Source organism: Ruminococcus sp. RTP21484sp1_RTP21281st1_A8_RTP21281_210402 (genome assembly GCF_040914025.1).
Lineage (GTDB): Bacteria > Bacillota > Clostridia > Lachnospirales > Lachnospiraceae > Blautia_A > Blautia_A faecis.
Genome location: NZ_JBCPGE010000002.1, coordinates 128,495 through 150,942, shown reverse-complemented (window position 1 = coordinate 150,942; position 22,448 = coordinate 128,495). Strand labels below are relative to the sequence as shown.

Below are 22,448 nucleotides of genomic sequence, written 5' to 3'. Positions count from 1 at the left end.
CATCGGATCTTCCCCACCCAGAGACTACTTTAAATCAAAATATCCGAAAGCATTCAACAGCCCAGCCGTCTACTACTTTTCGCTCTTTCCTTCCTCTTCCACCAATTCCATCAGTTCCTTTGCAAACACCGTCAGCGCCTGCACAATATCCCCCACTGGTGCAAACAGGAACTTCGGCTCTTTATCCGGTTTAAACTGCAGCTGTCTGCGGTACTTGGCAACCAGCGGCGGAATTCCTTCCGGGTTCAGATGTGCATTTTCGTAAAGGGTGATCCTGATCTCACGCTGCATCTGCTTGATTTCCGTAATGTAGCCCTGATGTGCCAGTGCTTTCAGTCTTGCAATAGCCAGCAGATTCAGCACTGCTTTCGGCGGCTCCCCAAACCGGTCGATCAGTTCTTCCAGCATATCATCATACTCCTGCTGGGACTCAATCCCTGCAATGCGCTTATAAATATCCAGCTTCTGGAATTCATTGCTGATGTAGGTATCCGGAATAAAAGCATCCATATTCAGATCAATGGTAGTCTCGAAGTCTTCCATAGTATGAATACCCTTTGCCTCTTTGACCGCCTCGCTAAGCATTTTACAGTAAAGATCATAGCCCACTGCGTTCATATGCCCATGCTGCTGTGCTCCCAGCAGATTTCCAGCCCCCCGAAGCTCCAGGTCACGCATGGCGATCTTGAATCCACTTCCCAGATCTGTAAACTCACGGATAGCAGAAAGTCGTTTTTCCGCCACCTCCCGAAGCATGGTGTTCCTTCGGTACATCAGAAACGCATACGCCGTCCTGTTGGAACGTCCGATCCTGCCTCGCAGCTGATAAAGCTGGGAAAGTCCGTACTTGTCAGAATCATGGATGATCATGGTATTTACATTGGAAATATCCAGTCCTGTCTCGATAATAGTAGTGGAAACCAGCACATCAATGTCCCCATTGATAAAATCGTACATAACCCGTTCCAGTTCTCTCTCGCTCATCTGTCCATGGGCAAAATCCACCCTTGCGTCCGGCACCAGTTTGGAAATCCGCAGGGCAACCTCATCAATATCTGTAACCCGGTTATAAACATAATAAACCTGGCCGCCTCTTCGCAGCTCTCTTCCGATAGCTTCCCTGACAGTCTCCTCATCATACTCCATTACATAAGTCTGGATCGGCATACGATCCATAGGCGGCTCCTCCAGCACACTCATGTCACGGATTCCGATCATACTCATATGAAGGGTTCGTGGAATGGGAGTCGCAGTCAGAGTCAGAACATCAATATCCTTTTTCAGCTGCTTGATTTTCTCCTTGTGGGTAACACCGAAACGCTGTTCCTCGTCAACGATCAGAAGCCCCAGATTCTTATACTCCACATCCTTAGAAAGAACTCTGTGAGTACCGATCACAACGTCTACCTGTCCTTTTTTCAGATCCTGCAAAGTCTTTTTCTGCTGGGCAGGTGTACGGAATCGGCAAAGCAGATCCACGCGCACCGGAAACTCCTTCATTCTCTGGACAAAGGTGTTGTACACCTGCTGCGCCAGAATGGTAGTTGGTGCAAGGTAAACAACCTGCCGGCTCTCCTGCACCTCTTTAAACGCTGCGCGAAGAGCAACCTCCGTCTTACCATATCCAACATCTCCGCACACCAGACGATCCATGATCTTGGTGCTCTCCATATCCCGCTTGGTATCCTCAATGGCGTTCAGCTGATCCTCTGTCTCCTCATATGGGAACATTTCCTCAAATTCCTTTTGCCACACTGTATCCGGGCCACACACATACCCCTCTTTTTCCTGACGCACAGCGTAAAGCTCCACCAGCTCTTTGGCGATATTTTTGACAGCGCCCTTTACCTTGGACTTCGTGCGATTCCACTCCTGGGTTCCCAGCTTGTTCAGCTTCGGTGCCCTGGCTGTATCTGCGCCGGAATATTTCTGCAGCGCATCCAGCTGCGTCGCCAGAATATACAGATTACTTCCGTCACGGTATTCAATCTTGATATAGTCTTTTAAGACCTTATCTACTTCAACTTTTTCAATTCCACGGTAAATTCCCAGTCCATGCTTTTCATGGACCACATAATCCCCGATAGACAGCTCTGCAAAATCCTGGATCCGCTTGCCGTTGTAGACTTTTTTCTTTTTCTTTTTTTTCTGCTCCTGACCGAAAATATCGGACTCTGTGATCACCGCAAATTTGATCAGTGGATACTCAAAGCCTTTCCGGGCGTGTCCATAGAGGACCATAATTTCCCCTGGATTGATCACACGGTCATAATCTGAACCGTAAAAAGCATTCAGCTCATGCTCCTGCAAATCCTTCGCCAGACGCTCCGCCCTTGTCCTGGAACCGGAAAGCAAGGCAATCTGGTAGCCTTTTTTCTTATACTTTTTCAGATCCTCCACCAGAAGCTCAAAGCTGCTGTTATAAGAAGTTACACTCTGCACCGTCAGATTGTATTTCTCCGAGGCAAAATTCCACTCCACGCCTCTTGGCTCCAATGCCGACAACGACACTGCACGAAGTTTATTCAGTTCTTTCTGAACCTTGGAAAATTCACAAAGCCACTGAACCGGAAGGTTCTTTTCCCCTTTTTCTTCGCGATGTGTGCGGCTGGCGGCATACTCTTCCTCCACGCCCAGTCCGTTTTCCAGAATACGGTTGGGTTCATCCAGAAACAGAAGCATTTTTTCTTTGGGAAAATAATCCACAAAAGATACCATCTTTTTGCCATCATTCCACTCCACAGCCGGATAAATGGCAATCTCATCCAGATTTTCCAGAGAGCGCTGACTCTCTGCGTCAAAGCTTCGGATAGAATCCACTTCATCTCCCCACAGCTCAATTCTCCATGGATTCTCTTCTGTAAGGGAATAAATATCTACTATACCACCGCGCACAGAAAACTGTCCCGGCATTTCCACCTGTCCTACGCGTTCATATCCAAGCTGCACAAGGGTATTTTTCAGCACATCCATGTTGATCACGCTGTCAGAATAGAAATGAAGCACCTTTTTCCCAATTTCTTCCAGGGGCATCAGATAGTCCATACAGCCGTCAATGCTGGTAACCACAGTCAGTTCCTTCTGCTCCAGAAGTGCCTTTATCACACACATTCTCTGGCGGATCAACAGATTTCCCTGAATATCTGCCTGGAAAAAGAGAAGATCCTTCGCCGGGTAAAACATGGTATTTTTGTCATAAAAGCGCACGTCCTCGAAGATTTCCTTAGCCTGGCGCTCATCTCCTGCGATCACAAGGCGCATAGGTGTTTTGCCGGAAAGCCCATGGATCAGATGTGCCTTCTGGGATTCCAGGCAGCCTGTGATCTGCACAATGCCCTGATTTTTCTCAAGGCTTTTCTCTATTTCTTCAAATTCTGCCATCCCCTTCAGGGGCTGGGTAAATGAAAGCATGGCTTTCCTCCTTTTCTCAAAAGCCGCACCTCAGAGCCCACCCAAAACATGAAACCATTCCTGCAAGCTATCTGCACGTCATAATTTTCACAAAGCTTTTGGGGGACGCTCCAGGGGCAAAAGAAGCCCAGCTTGTTGCTGGACTTCCTTTGTTACTCAGTAACCCTCTTTCGGTTGTATTCATTCATCGCCGCATCCGGACCATCTGTTATGATTTTTTCTACAGCGTCTGCTGCAAACTCAATTGCTTCATCCACGAGCTTGCGGTCCCCGGATGAAAAACGGCCAAGCACATGGTCTGCCAGATCCCATCCTTTTGGTTTGGCTCCTACACCAATTTTTACACGCATGAATTTCTGTGTGCCAAGTCTGCCAATAATGTCCTTCAGACCATTATGGCCGCCTGCACTGCCCTGCTTCCGGATACGAAGCTGTCCCGGCTCCAGATCAATATCGTCCTGAATAATGATCAACTCACTCTCCGGATTGATTTTGAAATAAGCAGCCATCTCCTGTACCGGACCACCGCTTAAATTCATAAAGGACAAAGGTTTCATAAAGATTACCTTCTCTCCTCCGATGAATCCGGAACCGTACATAGCATTAAATTTTACGCCGCCCTGCGGAATCTTATGACGTTCCACAAGCACATCGATCGTATCAAAACCCATATTGTGGCGGGTCGCCTCATACTGCTTCCCGGGGTTTCCCAGTCCAACAACTAAATACATAATCTTATTTTCCTTATTCTACTACGAAAGTCCTCCACAGCAATTCCAAAGCTCTGGTCAGCCACAGCCCTGTAATCACTGCCGCAACCTGCTTAGCCAATAGCATAAAACAGATGACTTTCATTTATTATCGAATGATATGAGTGTCAAAAGGTCTTTTGACACTCATTTGATACCCGGATTGCTACGCAGCTACGCTGCTCCCGCAATCCTCCAAATATTCGAAATCCGCTGATTTACTGCGTAAATCGCTACTTTCTCATATTTGGCGTGTCCCAAGTTCAAAAGCCTTATCGTGCAAGCACGAACAGCTTTTTGACCTTTTGACACTGGTATCATCAAATTAGTTGAAATAAACCATCTCATCAGCCAGAGGTTCGCACGGGGTCACATTCTCTGCATAAAGAACAATTCCCTCGCCCTGGTACTCAGAACGGTTTTCAAAGGCAACCTTGGCAGTCACCTCAACCCACTCGCCGGGCTTCAGCTTCGGTGCATATGCACTCTTACAGATATATCCCAGGAATGAAGTATCATCTGCACAGCAGGTCATGGCAGTACGTCCCGGAATGAAGAACTTGCTGCCCATACCTCTCGGACGTCTTGCACGAGCCTTAAAGCGAAGAGTTTTTCCCACATAGCGATCCGGATGATCCATAGCATCTACAAACCAGATTCCGTAATCTTCAGGCGGAATATCTACAATCTCTGCATCCAGGTCAAATGGCATCTGATCTGCGAAAATATCCGTCATCTCGCCTTCTTCGTCCTCAAAAATAACCTCTGCACTTGGGTTTACAACCTTAATGCTTCTGCGGAAGTTTGCAAGAGGATATTCTTTCTTGCTGCGGTTAAACACAACCATATCCGCATTACGAACCATATCCATAAAAATGGATTTCATATTCTGCATATATACCTGGAATGTGCTTGCATCTACACAGGTAATGTGCTGTTCAATTCCCCAGCCTGCCGGGAGCTTCATCTCCTCAAATTTGCTTACCAGCCACATTCCATTATATTCCATAACCACACGCTCCGGCTGATGGATAATATCCAGTGCCTGAAGGCGCTCCGGTGTAAAATCTTCTTCTTTCTCAATAACCTCAACTACAACATTATCTTTTGCAAGAGCCTCTTCATCGTACTCTTCCTCTCCCTCTTCGCAGAGAATGAGAAGTGTCTTTCCCTCTGTACGGAAGTAATCCTGCTGGAGGGTAAAGCTAAGGAAAGAGGTCTTGCCGCTTTCCAGGAAGCCGGTTATGAGATAAATCGGTACTGTAATTTCATCCATTTACAGAAACCTCCCTGTATTTTTCTTAATTAAAAGCAGTACGTTCGCATATATCGCTTATAAACAGCAACAAATAAGCTTACCAAAAGTCTTTTATCCCGTTTATATGTCAATCATTAAGCTACGCCGAACAGCTTGACCAGTTTCTCTTCATTTAACTTGGAACCAATTACGCAAAGACGTCCGGTGTACTCCGGTGAACCTTCACGGATCTCAGTTTCTTCCGGAACCATATCGAAGTAGATCCATGTTCCGTCCTCTGCCGGAAGCATTCCCTTAGCACGAAGGATCACGCCATACTCTTCAGAAGCGGAAAGGCTCTCCAGCATTTTCTCAAGCCCTTCTCTTGTAAACTTCTTAATAGTCTCACGTCCCCAGCTGGTAAATACTTCGTCTGCGTGATGATGGTGATGATCATGATGATGTCCGCAGCCACATTCGTCATCATGGTCGTGATGATGATGCTCATGATCGTGGTCATGTCCGCAGCCGCACTCGTCATGGTCGTGATGATGATGCTCGTGATCGTGGTCATGTCCGCAGCCACATTCATCATCATGGTCATGATGGTGATGATGCTCATGATCGTGGTCATGTCCGCAGCCGCACTCATCATCATGGTCGTGATGATGCTCGTGATCGTGGTCATGTCCGCAACCGCACTCATCATCATGGGCATGATGATGATGCTCATGCTCCTCTTTCAGCAGCTCATCCGCCAGAGATACCGGATGCTCCATAACCTCCAGGATTTTCTTTCCATCCAGCTTCTCAATCGGAGTGGTAATAATAGCTGCCTTCTCATTGATAGAACGAAGAAGCTCCATAGACTCCATTGCTTTCTTCTCGTCTACAATATCGGTACGGCTCATGATAATCGCGCCTGCATACTGAACCTGATTGTCAAAGAACTCGCCGAAGTTTCTCATATACATTTTGCATTTCTTGGCATCAACAACTGTAGTGTAGCTGTTCAGCTGAATATCAACATCCTCTTCCACACCCTGTACAGCCTTGATAACGTCGGAAAGCTTACCAACACCTGATGGCTCGATCAGGATACGATCCGGATGATACTTCTCTACAACTTCCTTCAGGGAAGCACCAAAATCTCCAACCAGGGAACAGCAGATACATCCGGAGTTCATCTCACGGATCTCGATTCCGGCATCTTTCAGGAATCCCCCGTCAATACCAATCTCACCGAACTCATTCTCGATCAAAACTACCTGCTCACCTTCAAATGCTTCTTTCAGCAGTTTCTTAATAAGAGTTGTCTTACCAGCTCCAAGGAAACCGGAGATAATGTCAATCTTTACCATTTTGTATTCCCCTTTCTATTATGTCAGAAAAAGGGGACATGACCAAGTCACATCCCCTAATATATTTATCCCAATTTCACAGTTTTATGCAAATCAGCCGTTGATCATGAAGTGCATAAGCTTATCAATGTCTTCTTTCTCATATGCAACGATCTCAAGCTCCGGAATCTCACCGTTAGAGAAGATGTTTGCAAGAGATACATACTGTGATAATTTAGATTTCAGGTTCAGTCTGTCACCTTCGCCAGTTACAAGCTCTACTTTACCAGCGCAGCTGTCTACTACATCAAAAAATTTCTGAATGTCTTTAATATTAGATACCTTCATGTCAATATTCTCCTTTCAACATGTACAACTTTTTCCATTTCTTTTTGTTCGGGCTCATTATATCTCAACTTTTTCCAAATAGCAACAGGTTTTTCACCTTCTGGGAAAAAATCCCCAACAGTCACAAACAAAACCCGAATTTGCCCCATTCTTTGGGTATTTTTAATACTAAATTATCACAGCAATCTGAAAATTGTCTGTGAGAATTGTTCCTTGCGGAATTTGGCAGCTTCTAATACTGGAACACAGCAACCCCGTAAGCTGGCAGCGGATAAGCAAAGGAGAACGGACGATTGTCACAATCCTGCTTTTCTGCCTTAAATACCTTCTTCGCAGTCTGTCCGTTTTCATCCAGAACCAGTGTGTATTGTTTCTTCTTCGGCACACCAACACGGTAATCCGGACGTTCTACAGGAGTGAAATTGCATACTACCAGAAGGTTATTTCTTTTTGTAGGGGATTTCCTTACGAAGCTGTAAATACTTCTGTCCCCGTCATCTGCATTGATCCACTCAAAGCCAGACGGATCCGTATCCGTTCCATAGAGCGCAGGATATTTGCGATACATCTTCAGCAATGTCTGCACAAAATCCTTCAAATCCCGATGCTTCTCTTCCCCAAGAAGGAACCAGTCAAGTTCTCTCTCCTCGCTCCACTCTCGAAGTTGACCGAATTCCTGCCCCATAAATAAAAGCTTCTTGCCCGGATGGCAGAACATAAATGTATAAGCAGCCTTCAGATTCTTAAACTTATCATCTAGCTCACCTGGCATTTTCTCCAGCATAGACTTCTTCAGATGAACCACCTCATCATGGGAGATTACTAACACATATTTCTCACTGTAAGCATATGTCATGGAGAAAGTCATCTTATTATGGTTAAACTTACGGAAATAGGGGTCCAGCTTCATATATTCCAGGAAGTCATTCATCCAGCCCATGTTCCATTTCAGGGAAAATCCAAGGCCGTCATCCTCTGCCTTACCTGTAACCTTCGGCCATGCGGTAGACTCCTCTGCAATCATCACAGTACCATGGTTTCTTCCAAGAACCACTGTATTCAGATGCTTAAAAAACTCAATTGCTTCCAGATTCTGATTTCCGCCATATTTATTGGCTACCCACTGACCATCATTCTTTCCATAATCCAGATACAGCATGGATGCAACGGCATCCACACGAAGACCGTCCACATGACACTCCTCGATCCAGAACAGAGCATTTGCGATCAGGAAGTTCTTTACCTCCGGTCTGCCATAATTGTAGATCTTGGTTCCCCAGTCCGGATGCTCTCCCTGTCTGGGATCTGCATGCTCATAAACTGCAGTTCCGTCAAAATTCGCCAGTCCATGGGCATCCTTGGGAAAATGTGCCGGCACCCAGTCCAGAATAACCCCGATTTTCTGTCTGTGAAGATAATCTACCAGATATTTGAAATCCTGGGGTGTTCCATAGCGGGAAGTAGGCGCATAATAACCGGTGACCTGATATCCCCAGGAACCGTCAAAGGGATGCTCTGCAATCCCCATCAGCTCCACATGTGTATAGCCCATATCCTTCACATACTGGGCAAGCTTCACCGCCAGTTCCCTGTAATTGAAAAAGCCTTTCTCATTCTCCTCTGTAGCCGGATGCTTCATCCAGGAGCCAGGATGTACCTCATAGATCGCCATGGCATCCTTAGTCTCGTCAAATTTCTGACGATTCTTCATCCAGGTGGTATCTTTCCATTTGTAATCCCCGATATCCGTGATTCTGGATGCCGTTCCCGGTCTTAATTCTGCCTCATTTGCATAAGGGTCAGCTTTATAAATATGCTCCCCGTTCATTCCTACAATAAAAAACTTATACAGCTGTCCAATCTTCGCTCCAGGGACAAATGTCTCAAATACACCGATCGGACCTGCCTTTTTCATTGGAGCAGCCTGTTCATTCCAGTCATTAAACTCTCCAATTACAGAAACAGCTTGCGCATTAGGTGCCCATACTGCAAAATAAACACCTTCTTTTTTCCCTTGTTTCACAGGATGTGCGCCAAGCTTTCTGTAAACATCATAATGGGTTCCCTGACCAAAGAGATACTGGTCAAGCTCTGTAAACTGTAATTTCTCTCCCATCAGAAAGTTACCTCCCTAAACTTTCAAATTCTTATGCACATTATAGCATACTCTTTTCCTCCATGCCACCAAAAACTTGTCTATTATTCATAAAAAATCTACATCAAAATTCATTTTTACTGTAAAAAAATACGCCTGTACTTTGACATTTTTCTCATAAGTACAAGCGTATACTATCATTCACACTATACAGCATCTGCGATTTCCGGAAGTCCCGAAGCTTAACACATATGCCAGACAGGCTCTAGAGCCTCTTATTTTCTCCGTTATTCGCCTGAGTCGCTGCTAAAATCCCCTTCGCTATTCTCACTGCCGTCTGTGTATCCGTCACTTTCACTGCCGTCGCTTCCATCACCGGAACCATCACTGAAGTCGCTCTCATCTCCATTACTGCTGTCATCTGAACTGCCATCAGAAGTTCCATCTGTGGAAGAGTCCTCAGAAGAGCCATTTCCATTATATCCAGGCACATAACCTGCATCAAGGGCGCTCTGCCAGAACTCTGCATATTTTGCTGGCTGAAGGGTAACATTCTTCGCCGCTGCCATCTCACTTACCGTTACCAGTTTATATCCCTGTGCAATAAGATCTGGAATCAGTCTGAGTGCCGCATCAACTGAAGGACCATGAATATCATGCATCAGAATAACGGCTCCGTCTCCCAGATTGCTGTCATTCATAATGCCATTGTAATCCAGATCTGCATCCAGATATTTCCAGTCCAGACTGTCAATAGACCACAAAATAAAAGGTTTCCCAACTGCCGAAATAATTTCATCATTGCAGTCTCCATAAGGCGGACGAATTACCGTGGACTCCTGTCCACAGGCATCAATCAATGCCTGATCGGTATCGCCGAATTCCTTTATAACATCATCAATACTCAGATTCAGCATATCCTGATGATCCCAGGAATGGTTTCCGATCTCACAGCCAAGTTCCACCATTCTCTTCACTTCGTCCGGATACTGTCCAACCAGCTGTCCCAACATAAAGAAGGTAGCATGTGCATTGTTCTCCTCCAGACAGTCCAGAAGCTTGTCTGTATACTGTCCCGGACCATCATCAAAGGTAAGTGCGATCAAAGGGCGTTTCTTCTCAGCATTGTAAGAACCATCCTCATTAAAATAATAATCGTTTACCCCCTTGGTCACCCAGCCGGTCTGCATGTATCCATTGGAATCAAATGCATATTTCACTCCGTCAATCTCTGCAAAACCATTGGTATAATATGTACCATCTGCATTCTGATACCAGCGTCCGCTGGAATCCTCATGCCAGCCTGGAGTCAGTGAAGAAACCTTGGTCACATCGCTCTGTCCTTTCAGAGGCTGTCTCAGAGCATCTGTAGAATTGGAATCCGCATTCGAAGCAGCTCCGTCACCTGCATCCGCCTGCACGCTCTGTGATTTTCCAGTACTCTTTCCTCCCACACGACTTACGATTGGAAAAATCACTCCTCTTATTACAAAAATCACAGCCAGCACCATTGCCACAACATAGGTAACCAGCTTAATGATCTTCCTTCGTCTTATCTGGCGCTGTTTCCTGCGCATTCTTTCGCGCAAAACCCTTCTATCCATTCATATTCCCTCTTTATCTCTCGTTACATAGTGGAAAAAATTTTCCGCAAAAAAGTTCTGTCATAGCACTTCTCTCAGCTCCAGATCATCTGTTACAAGAAGAATATCCGCTTTCTTTCCAACAGAAAGGGAACCAACTTCATCATAAATACCAATACTCTTTGCCGGATTTCGTGTTGCTGCAAAAATCGCTTCTTCAAGGGGAACACCAAAAGAAACAGCCTTGCGCATACAATCATACAGGTTCGTAGCAGAACCGGCAATCGTACCGTCCTTCAAAGTTGCCTTACAGTCCTTCATCGTTACTTCCTGTCCACCCAGCTGGTAGGTTCCGTTCTCCATTCCAGTAGCCATCATAGAGTCACTGATCAGTACAATCCTCTCTGGTCCAAACATCTTAAATGTAGCGCGGATCACAGCGGGATGAATGTGAATGCCATCACAGATCATCTCTGCCATACACTGCCCATCATCACAGGCAGCTCCGATCAGTCCTGGTTCTCTGTGCGCCAGTGGCTGCATGGCATTATAAAGATGTGTCACATGGTGTGCACCTCTTCTCATGGCCTCCGCTGCTGTATCGTAATCAGCTGCTGTATGACCAAGGGAAATGCACACCTCATTATGTACCTCATCAATGAATTCCATAGCACCATCCACATTCGGTGCCAGAGTTACCAGCTTCACCATATTTCCGGAATATTCATTCAGTTCACGGAAAAATCCGGCATCTGGTTTGCGGATATAGCCCTCCACATGAGCGCCTTTTTTCTTCGCATCCAGAAATGGGCCTTCCATATTGATTCCCCGGACAGCAGCTCCGTCTTTCATTTCTCCCACAGTCTTAATAGTAGCAAAAATTTCCTTCAGTTCTTCTGCCGGCAATGTCATGGAAGTAGGACAATAGGAAGTAATTCCGTGACTCTTTTCGTATTTCAGAATAATCTTAAGTCCTTCCGGATCAGCATCAGAAAAATCATGTCCAAATGCACCGTGACTGTGAATATCCACCAGCCCCGGAAGCACCCTGAGCCCAGCCGCGTCTACAATCGTCTTGTCCGTAACCTCATCCTCTGAAGCCACGATTCTATGATTCTCCACATACAGATCCTGTAATCTGAAGCTTCCATCCTCCTGAAAAACTTCTCCATTTTTAATAATCATAACTCCATTCCCTCCTGAGATTCATTGGCTGCTGTTTCTGTTATAAGCGGCAACCGTCAATTCTCTGTACCGTCATCCTGTGTATCTGTTGAAGCATCCGCTGCTGTGCCTGTATCTGCGGTTGCACCAGCTTCCTGCTCTTCTGCTGTATCCCCGCCATCAGTGCTCTGTCCGTCAGTCGTACTGCCATCTGCATGATCTGCTGCTTCTGTTCCCTCAGCAGCCTGTGCATCCTCACCTTCAGCAGATGTATCCGCTGCTGTCTGATCATAATTAGCATTTGCAATAATGAAATCCTGAACTCTCATAAGTCCGATACTCTCATCCACTGCAACCTGACCGTAAGTATCGATAAGAACTGCAAGATCGCCAGAAGCATACTGCTCTACCAGCTGATTCTGGATTGCAAGACTTTCCTCATCCTCCAAAGTCATTCCCTCTGCGTCCATGATTCCCTGAATAAGCAGATTCTGTTTTACCTTGGCCTGGGCATACTGCTGGCACTGGGCTTCGAAATCATCCATGGAAACGCCCTGAGACTCTACGAAGTCTTCAAGCTCCATATTTCCCTGCTTCGCGTATGCTTCTGCCTGTTTCTTAAATGTCTTCACTGCCTCTTCTACGTCTTTCTCTGGATATTCCACAACCTCAGAATTGGTGTAAACAGTATTCCATGCAGTGCTGCGCAGACTGCTGTCGGCCTGATCCTGTGCTTCCTGCTCCAGCTGTGCGCGAACAGAAGCCTTATATTCATCAATTGTCTTGTAATCGGTATTCGCTGCAACCCAATCATCGGTCAGTTCCGGTGGTCTCTTAAAGCTCTGCACGGTAATCTGGAATACTGCATCCTGTCCAGCCAGTTCACTGTTGCGGTAGCTCTCCGGGAAGGTTACCGATACGTCTTTAGTCTCACCCTTCTTCATTCCCACGATTCCTTCTTCAAATCCGGGAATCATTGTGCCGCTTCCGATCACAAGGTCATAATTATTACCAGTTCCACCTTCAAAAGCTTCCCCGTCTTTTGTACCTACGAAATTAATAGTAGCGGTATCACCATTCTGGATGACAGCGTTCTCATCTGTCACTTCCACTGAATTGTCTTTCAAATTCTCTGCGATACGATTCTCAATATCCTCATCTGTCACTTCTGGTACAGAATTATCAAGAGTTATCCCCTTATAGTCTGCAATTGTAACATATTTCTCCACATTATCCACTGAAACCAGGCGTGTCGCACCGGTAGAATCTGTATAAGGTTCCTGTACCTCTTCTTCCTCTGCCGAATCCTCTGCCTGCTGCTCTGTGGCAGTGCTCTCACTCTCTGTACTGGTAGTTTCTTTATCACTTCCGCAGCCATTTACAGCAAGTGCCATACACATTACTAACGCTGCCAAATATAGTTTTCTTTTCATTTCATACTCCCTTCAGTTACTCTTTTATAAAATTATCACATTTTCTATTAAAAAGAAAGCCCACTGAGGCAATCATTTTTATTTTGCCTCTCCACCGTTACTGTTCACTGGAAATGTTCCGCGAGGTGCTTTTTGTGAACAAGGTTCACAGAACCCCCGGGAATCTCAGCGCGAAATCATGCGAATGCATGATTTCTGTGCAGCTGGTCTTATCAGCCCCCATTCATAGGCGGTACAGGAGTGGGTCTGGATGGGTCAAATACCTGGCTTACGTCAAACAGATCTGCCAGCATGTCCGGATTGTAATACATTCGGTATCCATCCACATTTCTTCTTCCCATTCGGAAATATTCATCCGTCATCTGTACAAAATATTTGTTAGAGTCCACATTGCAATAATAATCATAGCCCTGGGATTTCAGATATTCAAATTTCTCATTGCCAGTGTACTCTCCGCCGTTATTAATATCTGCTCCGAAAGCAAAGATAATAATATCTGTTCCGCCAATAAGCGGGTCAATGTTCTCTTTGAAGTTCTGTGTATCTGTTTCAAGGCGTTCCATGGAAACTGTGGACATGTTTTTATGTCCCCATGTATGGCTGGCAAAAGTCCAGCCCTCCGCCTTCATGGCATCTGCGACCTTTTTCGCTTCTGCCCGCTCTGTATCCAGATCAAAATCAGGATGCGCGTCAAGCCACGCCTTTTTATCATCATTCAGATCATCTGGTCTTGTCTGATAGCTGATATCTGTGCGGTAACCCAGGATTCCATTGTAGCCTGTAAGCGCTACAATTCCCTTATGTCCATGATATGCAAAATCAGGATGTTCCTCCACAAACCGGTCGATCAGCGGTACAACATCATAGTCACCTACAACTGTGCTTCCATCATCCTGTACATATTCGTTGCGAACCTTCCCCTCTTCGTCTATAACAAGCTTGGTGGCAATTCCATCTCCATCCTGGGAGTGATAATAACATACATCGTCCTGCGAAAGAACAAACGGTGTTTTTCCCTTAGGAAGATAAATCTGCTTTGCTTGCATTTTCCCATTTTCATCAACGTCTGCCAGATCATAAAGGTTTACCATTACATATCCCTCGTCATACATGATCTGGGTTATCTTATTAAACTCATCCATAGTGGTCATAACCTGATTATAACCATCTGTCTTGTAATCTCCATCAAACGCCTTGGAAGTATCCACGATCAGGGAATGGTAAAAAATGTGAGTTACCTGTTCTGGAGACCAGGCTACACATTTATCCTTTTTCTTCTGGAACTTCTCTGCAGCATTCTGAAAATGGACATTTCTCACATATGCATTGTCCTTCTGCAAAAGGCTGATTGCACCGTCATAATCATACTGGGCTGCTTTCTCCTTGGCTGTGACCAGTACTTTCTTCTCGTGACGGATCTGCCTCCTGATGATACCAGCCCCGGCAGCTGCTGCTTGTGGCATAACCCCTTTTAAATCTATGGCTGCTGCCTGGGCTGCTTCCTGCTCTGGCTGATTTACAGAGTCTGAAGAATTATCTTCTGTTTTCTCCTCATCAGACACATTCCCAGATTCACCCTGTGCAGTATTTTCTGAATTGTCAGCTGTATTTCCAGTCATTTCATCACTGTCATCTGCCGTACCTTCACCAGATTCCGGTTGTATATCTGTACTGTCTGAGCTGTCAGCAGCTTCCTCTGTATTAATATCGGGGTTTTCGGTGCTTTCGGGGTTTTCGATGCTTTCGGTGCTTTGGTCAGCCTTTGCCAGTTCTTCTGCTGCCTTGCTCTCTTTACCGGAATTCTTATCAGGGACCAAATCCCTTACCTTGGCTACCAGCGTTTCCATGCCGTCTTTTAACCCTGTCTGCTCTCTATAAAAGTATCCCACACCGCCCAACACTGCCAGAGCAGTAATAATAAGAGCCAGATTACGATTCCGTATCTGCCTCTTCTTTCTCTTCAGATTGCGCTCATGTCTCTCGCGCCGTCGTTCTTCGTAATATATCTCTTCCTGGTGTTCCTTCTCTGCCAGTTCCTGTAATTCTCTGTCAAGCTCCCGCTTGGACTGGCTGTCGGGAACTTTATTCTCTTCCAGACCAGGCTGTTCCTGTTCTGTATCCGATTTCTTCATAATGTATAACTCCTAACTATACTGTAAGCCCCCCTCAAAACACCTTCTTCCCGCAAGACCAGTTAATAAAGAAAACCTACAAAGCTTCCTATTAATCCTGAACGGAATCTGTAATCTGGCATTTATTATAACCATACCAGATAAATCTATCCATTCTGTAACCAGTAGATTTCTATTATACATGATATTCAAAATAATTACCACCTCTTCTCAGTAAATATCCTTGCATTCTATTGCCATATATTGTTAAAATAAAAAACACATGATAAAATATGTTTTAACCTCAAATATCAAAAATATTAAGCTCTATATCATTCACTCTAAAGGAGGAAAATATGAACAGATCAGATATTATGCGCATCAGCGCACTATTTGAAATAGCCCTGGGTTCTGCTTCTTTGATCGCAGCCCGCTTCTGGATCGGAACCACTAATATTGTGGGCAGACATGTAAGCCATGGTGATACTACAGAGGCTTTTGCACTTACTTATGCATTTACACTTCTTCAGATTGCAATTGGAATTATAGGCGTGATGAATGCAGAAAAAGGAAGAATGAGCACCGTTATCTTTGGAATTCTGGCCTTTATTCCCCAGATTGCCCACTTCTTTCATATTAAGGGAAGTATTATACTGGTTCTTATGAATCTTGCAGCATTTGCGGTACCGGTTTTATATGCTTTCACAGCTTATAAGCTTTTTAAAGGAGATAACAAAACAATTGCCTTTTCCAAAAAATGATGTTAAAATGTAGTTTATGTGAAACAAGAATGTAACTGTTCAGTTTCTTCACGGTCACACGTTTTGCGGAACCGTACAGGCTGAATAGTTATTAAGAAACTTTATAATATAGTAGGAGGATAAGTATGCATCCAGTAACAATCGTCCTTCTGGTGATTCTCGTAATCCTCATCGGATTACTGGTTGGTTTATATTTCTTTGGCAAGAAGACCCAGAAGAAGCAGGAAGAACAGCAGGCACAGATCGAGGCAAGTAAACAGACCGTTTCCATGCTCGTTATTGATAAGAAGAGAATGCCACTTAAGGAATCAGGTCTCCCACAGATGGTCATCGACCAGACACCGAAGCTTCTCCGCCGCTCCAAGATGCCGATCGTTAAGGCTAAAGTCGGACCGAAGATTTCCATTCTTATCGCAGACGAGAAGGTATTCGACCTTATCCCTGTGAAGAAAGAGATCAAAGCTGAAGTAAGTGGACTTTACATAGTAGGTGTAAAAGGCATCCGCGGTAACCTGGACGCTCCGGTTAAGAAGAAAAAAGGATTTTTCGCACGTTTTAAGAAATCTGCTGAGGAAGCTCAGGCAGCCCAGAATGAGACTAAGAAATCCAAAAAGAATAAAAAGAAATGATTATTTTAGCCCTGCCATTATGATGGCAGGGCTATTTTAATGCTCCTTTCCCCATATTGTAATGCCAGACATTATTTCCTGCGTGTTGCATTTTATCAAAAATCTTTCTCTTATTTCAAAAAGGATCCTGCATTTCTGCAAGATCCTCATTCTCAATCTTATTTCTCATTATCCATATAAAATTTCCTAAGGAAATACGTCGGCGTACAGCTCCATGCGTGGCAGTAGCTGTTGACCATACTGGAACCGTAGGGAGATTCTTCCCTGTTATAAGGATTATAAAGCTCCCAGAAGGTATCAGCACCGTCATGGATCATTTCACCCCAATAGCGTTTCATTTCTTCTAATGCAAGATCTTTCTCATCACAGCGGATAAGCGCATCAATATAATGGTGATACATATATGGAGTTACCATGCGGATTCTCGGATTCACTTCCATTACATGATGGATCAATTTACAGTTTGTCTCTTTGTCAAAGACACGGGCCAGAATCATCCAGATCTGGGTTGCCCAGGAAGCCTGACGGTCCGGACCGCTTACGAACATTCCAAGCTCTTCATCCCAGAACTCTTTCACCGCTGCCTCTTTCAGCATGGCCTGCTTCTCTTCCAGCCAGCTGATATCCTCCTGTTTATCCAGAATCTTTGCAAGGCGGATTCCGTAACGGATACAGTAAATAAGAACTGCTGTAGCTCCGGCCTGCTTATTCAGACCATCTCCCCAGTCCAGGAAGCACCAGAATGCATCACCTAAATCCTCCACAACATTTTTCTCATTTAACTGTGTCATGGCAATGCGGATCTGATCAATTGCCACATCATAGAGATCCCTTAAGGTTTCCAGATCATCGGTTGCCTCATAATAATCCAGAAGCACAGATGAGAAAAACAATGCATAGTCCAGAAGGTAAGTATCATCTGGCTCCATCTCCGGTTCTGTGAATACACAGGCGCTTAGCTTTCCCTCATTAAAAAGCAGTCCTGCAAAAATATACATACAGCGTTTGGCAAGATCATAATTCTTAAAGGTGTAATAATTGGCTCTCGCCTGAAGTCTCAGATCTCCCAGCCACATTCTGCGGTCACGCTTTGGTCCATCCTCAAAAACATCCTGCATACATTCTTTCAGGGTTTTTCGGCTTACCAGATCAATCTGATTCAGAAGCGGATCTCCGAAATCCACCGGCTTTACAGACTCCATATCTACAGCAGAAACCGTATCACAGGAAATACCATCGATTTTCAGCTGGAACTTGGCAGAAGTATCAATTACACGAAGCTCCATATAACGGAAAGAATATCTTCTTGGCAGCTTCACCTTCGCCGGAAGTACATCCACATGAATATACTCCTCCTGAATCCAGCCACGGCTGAGCCAGCCGTCATAATCAGCAGTTTTGTCCGTCATTTCCTCCAGACGCTCACCGAATTTCAGGTAAAAATAAACCGGTGCATCCTGATGGCTTCCTGTTTTACTAAGCTCCAGAGTCACATAACCTACAGCATGATCCCCGAAATCCACAAATACTGTATCATCTCTTTTTAAAGATTTTGCATACAGATTTTCAATCGGGTGCTCTTCTGTAATAACCGTTCTCATCTGACGGTCTTTTCCCACCATAATTTCCTTTTCAGCCTTAATTTCTTTATGCAAAAGCTCTGGCTTCAGGGATTCTGCAATTTCCAGAAAACGGTTATTTTTATGTACTTCGAAATTTTCAATTATACTATATGATGGCATTATCATTCCTCCTAAAAATCGCCTAATGTTTCATCGGAATCAGTATCTTCAGTTCAAACCAGTTGTCTGTCTTGCCCGCCATAACGGAACCGTCATACTTCTCTACAATTTTTTTCATACTCTTCATTCCATATCCATGGAACCGCTTGTCTTTCTTTGTTGTGATCGGGATTCCATCCTGGAACTGAACGTTCTCCTCGCAGTAATTCTCTGTGCGAATACGAATAAACTGTTTATCCTGAATCACATGCAGGGAAATCAGACGTTTCTGACGGTCTTTGATCTTCACCACACTTTCAATAGCATTATCCAGCATATTTCCGAAAAGAGCACTGATATCCATATCCTCCATAAAATTCAGCAGCTGCCCCTCACCCATAAATTTCAGCTCAATACCATGTCTCTGACAATGCATGCTTTTACTGGTAAGAATGGTATCAAGGACCTTATTTCCCGTTTTATTCTGTGTCTCATAAATCTTGATCTCACGCTCCATCTGTTCCAGGTATTCCCCTGCTTTTTCAGAATCTGCGCCGCTTTTTAAAAGATTGATCTGATGCTTCAGATCATGGTATTTCTGATTTACAATGTCGATACTCTCCTTGGAAAGCTTGTAATTTTTGTACTGCATATCCATAATATTCCGAAGCGTATCCTTCTCAAAACGCATCTGGATCTCTTTTACCTGAATGTGATAAGCATAAAGCACCGCCATACCGCTAAGATCCGCCAGTGTGCGGATAATAAACACATCCATAGCTGTTCCTGCACTGAAAATACTTTTTACATCCACATAGCTTACATTGCTGATACAATACACCATAATCAGCACAAAATATACAACCAGTAATTCTCTGCGGGTGATCTGCAATTCTTCAATATCCTTTTTCAGATAACGTTCGATCAGATAAATCAGAATGTATAATACTGCATAAATAACTACCATATGCAGCACTCTCCATAACATCTGCTCTGGTGTCCCCTTCTCCTGACCGCTGAAATCACCTGTATAAAAATAATGAATCTGCCAGCACAAAGAGGCTGCAAATTCTGCGTTGATAAATGCCTTCGCACAGAAAAATCCGGTTTCACGCCATGGAAGCTCTCCTGCCATCCTGATGTACAAAAGCATCAGCAAAAACACACAAACCATAAGAGGCATGAAAAACATCTGCTTTATTCCATCTGTAAAAAACATAACGGTAAAAATACTGATAAAGCTCAACACCCCATACACATATTTCCACACATCTTTTTTCCCGCATCCATGCACAAGAATCATTACCAGTGCAGAAAGCCAGTAGGAAATGGCATAATAATATCCGGGAGTGTTGACTACTGTGCCTCTCATTTTTCCACCTCATTCATATATTCATTCAGGGCATCCAGGAAGGGCTTCCGCCTGCTTCTGCTCACCTGGATCGTATCGCCGTTTACCATAATATCACTGCCCTGATAAGTCTCTACAAATTCCAGATTTACCAGATAACAGCGGTTACACCGAAAATATTTCTTCGGATCAAACTGATTATCTGTATCCCTCATAGTGCCCTTTGTCTCAAAATCCCCATCCAGAGTGTGGTAGATCAGCACATGGTCCTGAACCTCCACGTAACAAATCCGCGCCACATCCAGCTTCTTTTTACCTCCCTTCAGAACAATGGTAATGTACTCCTTCTCCGGTGTCTTCACCTTTGCCAGAGCCCTTACCATACTCTCTGAAAATGAAAAATAGGAAATTGGCTTCAAAATATAATCCAGCGCATTTACCTTATATCCCTGAATGGCATACTGAGGCATGTTTGTAATAAAAATAATAATTACATTTGTATCAAGCTCGCGGATTTTTTCTGCTGCTTTCATTCCATTGAGAAACGCCATCTCAATATCCAGAATAATAAGGTCATAGCTGGCAGTGTAATCGGTCACAATATCCTCTCCGTCCTGAAATTCTGTTACGGAAAATTTCATCTGGTTCTCTTTTTCATAACGATTCAGGCATTTCTTCAACGCCTCCCGGTCATGCCTGTCATCCTCTACAATTGCAATTCTTATCATAATTATTTCTCACCTATCCTATTCAATCAAACGGATACTCCAATCCGCTTTGCTGCCTTCTCATAATCGAATAGCTTCTTCGCAGCTTATTCGGCTAAAACGGCTCCCTGGCACAGTGACACTGCACCAGGGAGCCGGAATCACTTGTGTTAACTAAGAATAGTATAACAGGAAACAGGTTCTGAAACAATTAGATATTAGCTGCTTTCTTCTGATTTTCTTTGATCTTTTTCTGGTCCTCTTCAATGTGTTTTTCTACATCCAGACGGCTCATGAGAATGATAACAACTGCATATGTGATCACATCTGCCGCCAGGAATGCGAATGCAAGCACCTGCTCCACGCCGCCCATTTGGCGATATACCACCTGACCTGTATAATTTGCCACATTTTCAACAATTTCCAAGGTCTGCGGATTACATGCAATACCGGTATTGCTGTAACCAGCAAAGGTAAGAAGACTGTTCAGCACACCGATACAGAGTCCGCTAAGACCTACCATAATGGAGCTATAAACAGACATTGTAAATCCATCGCTTCGGAAACCATTTTTCGCTTCCAGGTGATCCAGCACATCAGAAAGAAGCGCCATCGTCACATACATTGCCGGAATACTTCCGATTCCTTTCAGTACCATACTTGCAGCAACCATTCCGAAGCTGTGTACATTCAGGAAACAGACAAGGCCGCCTACAACGGAGAAGCAAAGTCCTGTAACAACAGCTCTCTTTTTGCCCAGCTTACGGGCAATTGGCCATGCCACTACCATACCAACGGCAGTAGGAATTCCACCAACCAAACCAAGTGTTGACATTAATGCACCGGAAGTCTGCTCCGGATTTGCAGAATTAATTACACTGTCAAACATCCATCTTACATAGAAGCTCATGGAACTGTTTTTGATCAGCTGGCCAAACTGGAAAATCAGGAAATAGAGAATGATGATCCACCAGTATTTGTTGTGGATACAGCCTTCCAGCTGTTTTTTCAGAGGAAGCTTCTCTTCTTTCACATTCAGATTGATGGTTTCCTCTGTAATACGCTCTCTGGTAAAATAATATTCCAGCATACAGCCAAATGCACTTACAAGGCAAAGAACTATGGAAATAATCCTCCAGTGTGAATAGCTTGCGTCCACATCGATTCCGCCGTCCTTTGTCACAAACAGAAAGCTCTGAAGAAGAATCGGCACTACAATGCTGGCTCCAACTCCTGCGGAAGCAACCATTGCTGCATTTGACAGTGTTGCAAGAAGCCCGCGGCTCTCAGAATTTCTGGTAGAAAGAGAAACCATGGAGCTATGTGCACAGTAAAAACATGGATATGCAAGTGCATAGTACAGGTTATAGGACACTGCGATCCAGATCATCTGCACTGCATTATTGCCCTTAGTTGGTGTCATAAACATAAGAATAATGGCTATGATCAGCATTGGTGCTGCAATGATCAGGTAAGGTCTTGCTTTTCCCTGTGTACTTCTGGTGTTGTCGATCCACTGCCCGATCATCAGATTTCCGAGAACTACGAAAATCACAGATACGATTGGCAGAAGTGTGGCAAATGCTCCGAATTTCGTCCAGCCAAGTACATCCACATAATAACGGTTCAGATAGGCACCGAAAATGGCATTGGCAAACATGGCGCAAAAGGGCGCCAGAAAATATCCAATGGCAATTTCCGGAAGCTTCACCTGATCGGATTTGATTCTTGTTTTAAAAACCGGCTTTTCTGCAAGTTTTTTTGCAAAATTAGTAATGTTCAAATATTTCGCCTCCTGGGTTTATTTG

16 protein-coding genes are annotated in these 22,448 nt (G+C 44.4%); 2 read left to right on the top strand and 14 right to left on the bottom strand.

All coding sequences use genetic code 11. The annotated features are described in order from the left end of the window. Positions 1 to 72: 72 nt before the first annotated feature. The 10 genes from mfd to AB5170_RS01475 form a co-directional block, all read right to left on the bottom strand. Complete coding sequence (gene mfd / locus AB5170_RS01520; RefSeq protein WP_173719234.1) at positions 73 to 3,411, bottom strand: transcription-repair coupling factor; 3,339 nt, start codon at positions 3,409 to 3,411, stop codon at positions 73 to 75. A 152-nt stretch (positions 3,412 to 3,563) separates the two neighbouring features. Beyond that, positions 3,564 to 4,142 carry an aminoacyl-tRNA hydrolase gene (gene pth, locus AB5170_RS01515; RefSeq protein ID WP_173719233.1) on the bottom strand — a complete coding sequence of 193 codons (579 nt, stop codon included), beginning with the start codon at positions 4,140 to 4,142 and terminating at the stop codon, positions 3,564 to 3,566. 343 nt (positions 4,143 to 4,485) lie between these two features. Beyond that, positions 4,486 to 5,436 carry a GTP-binding protein gene (locus AB5170_RS01510; protein WP_148461569.1) on the bottom strand — a complete coding sequence of 317 codons (951 nt, stop codon included), beginning with the start codon at positions 5,434 to 5,436 and terminating at the stop codon, positions 4,486 to 4,488. 116 nt (positions 5,437 to 5,552) lie between these two features. Next, positions 5,553 to 6,758 carry a CobW family GTP-binding protein gene (locus AB5170_RS01505; RefSeq protein WP_173719232.1) on the bottom strand — a complete coding sequence of 402 codons (1,206 nt, stop codon included), beginning with the start codon at positions 6,756 to 6,758 and terminating at the stop codon, positions 5,553 to 5,555. 93 nt (positions 6,759 to 6,851) lie between these two features. After that, complete coding sequence (locus tag AB5170_RS01500; protein WP_118577545.1) at positions 6,852 to 7,085, bottom strand: polya polymerase; 234 nt, start codon at positions 7,083 to 7,085, stop codon at positions 6,852 to 6,854. Between the two features lie 232 nt (positions 7,086 to 7,317). Next, positions 7,318 to 9,201: a 1,4-alpha-glucan branching protein GlgB gene (gene glgB, locus AB5170_RS01495; protein WP_173719231.1), complete on the bottom strand. Its 1,884-nt coding sequence runs from the start codon at positions 9,199 to 9,201 to the stop codon at positions 7,318 to 7,320. 266 nt (positions 9,202 to 9,467) lie between these two features. Then, a complete protein-coding gene (locus AB5170_RS01490) occupies positions 9,468 to 10,784 on the bottom strand; it encodes a polysaccharide deacetylase family protein (RefSeq protein WP_148461566.1) in 1,317 nt (438 codons plus the stop codon). Positions 10,785 to 10,844: 60 nt separating this feature from the next. Then, positions 10,845 to 11,948, bottom strand: a complete 1,104-nt coding sequence (gene nagA / locus AB5170_RS01485) for an N-acetylglucosamine-6-phosphate deacetylase (protein WP_118577548.1) — start codon at positions 11,946 to 11,948, stop codon at positions 10,845 to 10,847. Between the two features lie 56 nt (positions 11,949 to 12,004). Beyond that, positions 12,005 to 13,360 (bottom strand): trigger factor, encoded by a 1,356-nt coding sequence (tig, locus tag AB5170_RS01480; protein WP_368361347.1) that lies wholly within the window; start codon positions 13,358 to 13,360, stop codon positions 12,005 to 12,007. A 212-nt stretch (positions 13,361 to 13,572) separates the two neighbouring features. Next, positions 13,573 to 15,492 carry a polysaccharide deacetylase family protein gene (locus tag AB5170_RS01475; protein WP_330637269.1) on the bottom strand — a complete coding sequence of 640 codons (1,920 nt, stop codon included), beginning with the start codon at positions 15,490 to 15,492 and terminating at the stop codon, positions 13,573 to 13,575. 335 nt (positions 15,493 to 15,827) lie between these two features. Between AB5170_RS01475 and AB5170_RS01470 the strand changes: the two genes are divergently transcribed. Further along, positions 15,828 to 16,232 (top strand): hypothetical protein, encoded by a 405-nt coding sequence (locus tag AB5170_RS01470; RefSeq protein ID WP_173715770.1) that lies wholly within the window; start codon positions 15,828 to 15,830, stop codon positions 16,230 to 16,232. A 125-nt stretch (positions 16,233 to 16,357) separates the two neighbouring features. Then, positions 16,358 to 16,861, top strand: a complete 504-nt coding sequence (locus tag AB5170_RS01465) for a hypothetical protein (protein WP_118577551.1) — start codon at positions 16,358 to 16,360, stop codon at positions 16,859 to 16,861. Between the two features lie 158 nt (positions 16,862 to 17,019). Here AB5170_RS01465 and AB5170_RS01460 read toward each other — a convergent pair whose 3' ends face one another. The 4 genes from AB5170_RS01460 to AB5170_RS01445 form a co-directional block, all read right to left on the bottom strand. Further along, complete coding sequence (locus tag AB5170_RS01460) at positions 17,020 to 18,603, bottom strand: sugar hydrolase (RefSeq protein ID WP_195477248.1); 1,584 nt, start codon at positions 18,601 to 18,603, stop codon at positions 17,020 to 17,022. Positions 18,604 to 18,625: 22 nt separating this feature from the next. After that, positions 18,626 to 19,954: a GHKL domain-containing protein gene (locus tag AB5170_RS01455; protein WP_368361346.1), complete on the bottom strand. Its 1,329-nt coding sequence runs from the start codon at positions 19,952 to 19,954 to the stop codon at positions 18,626 to 18,628. Then, positions 19,951 to 20,661 carry a LytTR family DNA-binding domain-containing protein gene (locus AB5170_RS01450; protein WP_173769723.1) on the bottom strand — a complete coding sequence of 237 codons (711 nt, stop codon included), beginning with the start codon at positions 20,659 to 20,661 and terminating at the stop codon, positions 19,951 to 19,953. The genes AB5170_RS01455 and AB5170_RS01450 overlap by 4 nt, the downstream gene beginning before the upstream one ends. Before the next feature lie 190 nt (positions 20,662 to 20,851). Then, positions 20,852 to 22,423: an MFS transporter gene (locus AB5170_RS01445; RefSeq protein ID WP_368361345.1), complete on the bottom strand. Its 1,572-nt coding sequence runs from the start codon at positions 22,421 to 22,423 to the stop codon at positions 20,852 to 20,854. Between the last annotated feature and the right edge of the window lie 25 nt (positions 22,424 to 22,448).

Bases quoted from the DNA above. Each gene is read 5' to 3' on its own strand.
- nagA (WP_118577548.1), bottom strand. From the start codon at position 11,948: ATGATTATTAAAAATGGAGAAGTTTTTCAGGAGGATGGAAGCTTCAGA.
- AB5170_RS01450 (WP_173769723.1), bottom strand. From the start codon at position 20,661: ATGATAAGAATTGCAATTGTAGAGGATGACAGGCATGACCGGGAGGCG.
- mfd (WP_173719234.1), bottom strand. From the start codon at position 3,411: ATGCTTTCATTTACCCAGCCCCTGAAGGGGATGGCAGAATTTGAAGAA.
- AB5170_RS01470 (WP_173715770.1), top strand. From the start codon at position 15,828: ATGAACAGATCAGATATTATGCGCATCAGCGCACTATTTGAAATAGCC.
- AB5170_RS01465 (WP_118577551.1), top strand. From the start codon at position 16,358: ATGCATCCAGTAACAATCGTCCTTCTGGTGATTCTCGTAATCCTCATC.
- AB5170_RS01500 (WP_118577545.1), bottom strand. From the start codon at position 7,085: ATGAAGGTATCTAATATTAAAGACATTCAGAAATTTTTTGATGTAGTA.
- AB5170_RS01490 (WP_148461566.1), bottom strand. From the start codon at position 10,784: ATGGATAGAAGGGTTTTGCGCGAAAGAATGCGCAGGAAACAGCGCCAG.
- glgB (WP_173719231.1), bottom strand. From the start codon at position 9,201: ATGGGAGAGAAATTACAGTTTACAGAGCTTGACCAGTATCTCTTTGGT.
- AB5170_RS01475 (WP_330637269.1), bottom strand. From the start codon at position 15,492: ATGAAGAAATCGGATACAGAACAGGAACAGCCTGGTCTGGAAGAGAAT.
- pth (WP_173719233.1), bottom strand. From the start codon at position 4,142: ATGTATTTAGTTGTTGGACTGGGAAACCCCGGGAAGCAGTATGAGGCG.
- AB5170_RS01505 (WP_173719232.1), bottom strand. From the start codon at position 6,758: ATGGTAAAGATTGACATTATCTCCGGTTTCCTTGGAGCTGGTAAGACA.
- AB5170_RS01455 (WP_368361346.1), bottom strand. From the start codon at position 19,954: ATGAGAGGCACAGTAGTCAACACTCCCGGATATTATTATGCCATTTCC.
- AB5170_RS01460 (WP_195477248.1), bottom strand. From the start codon at position 18,603: ATGCCATCATATAGTATAATTGAAAATTTCGAAGTACATAAAAATAAC.
- AB5170_RS01510 (WP_148461569.1), bottom strand. From the start codon at position 5,436: ATGGATGAAATTACAGTACCGATTTATCTCATAACCGGCTTCCTGGAA.
- tig (WP_368361347.1), bottom strand. From the start codon at position 13,360: ATGAAAAGAAAACTATATTTGGCAGCGTTAGTAATGTGTATGGCACTT.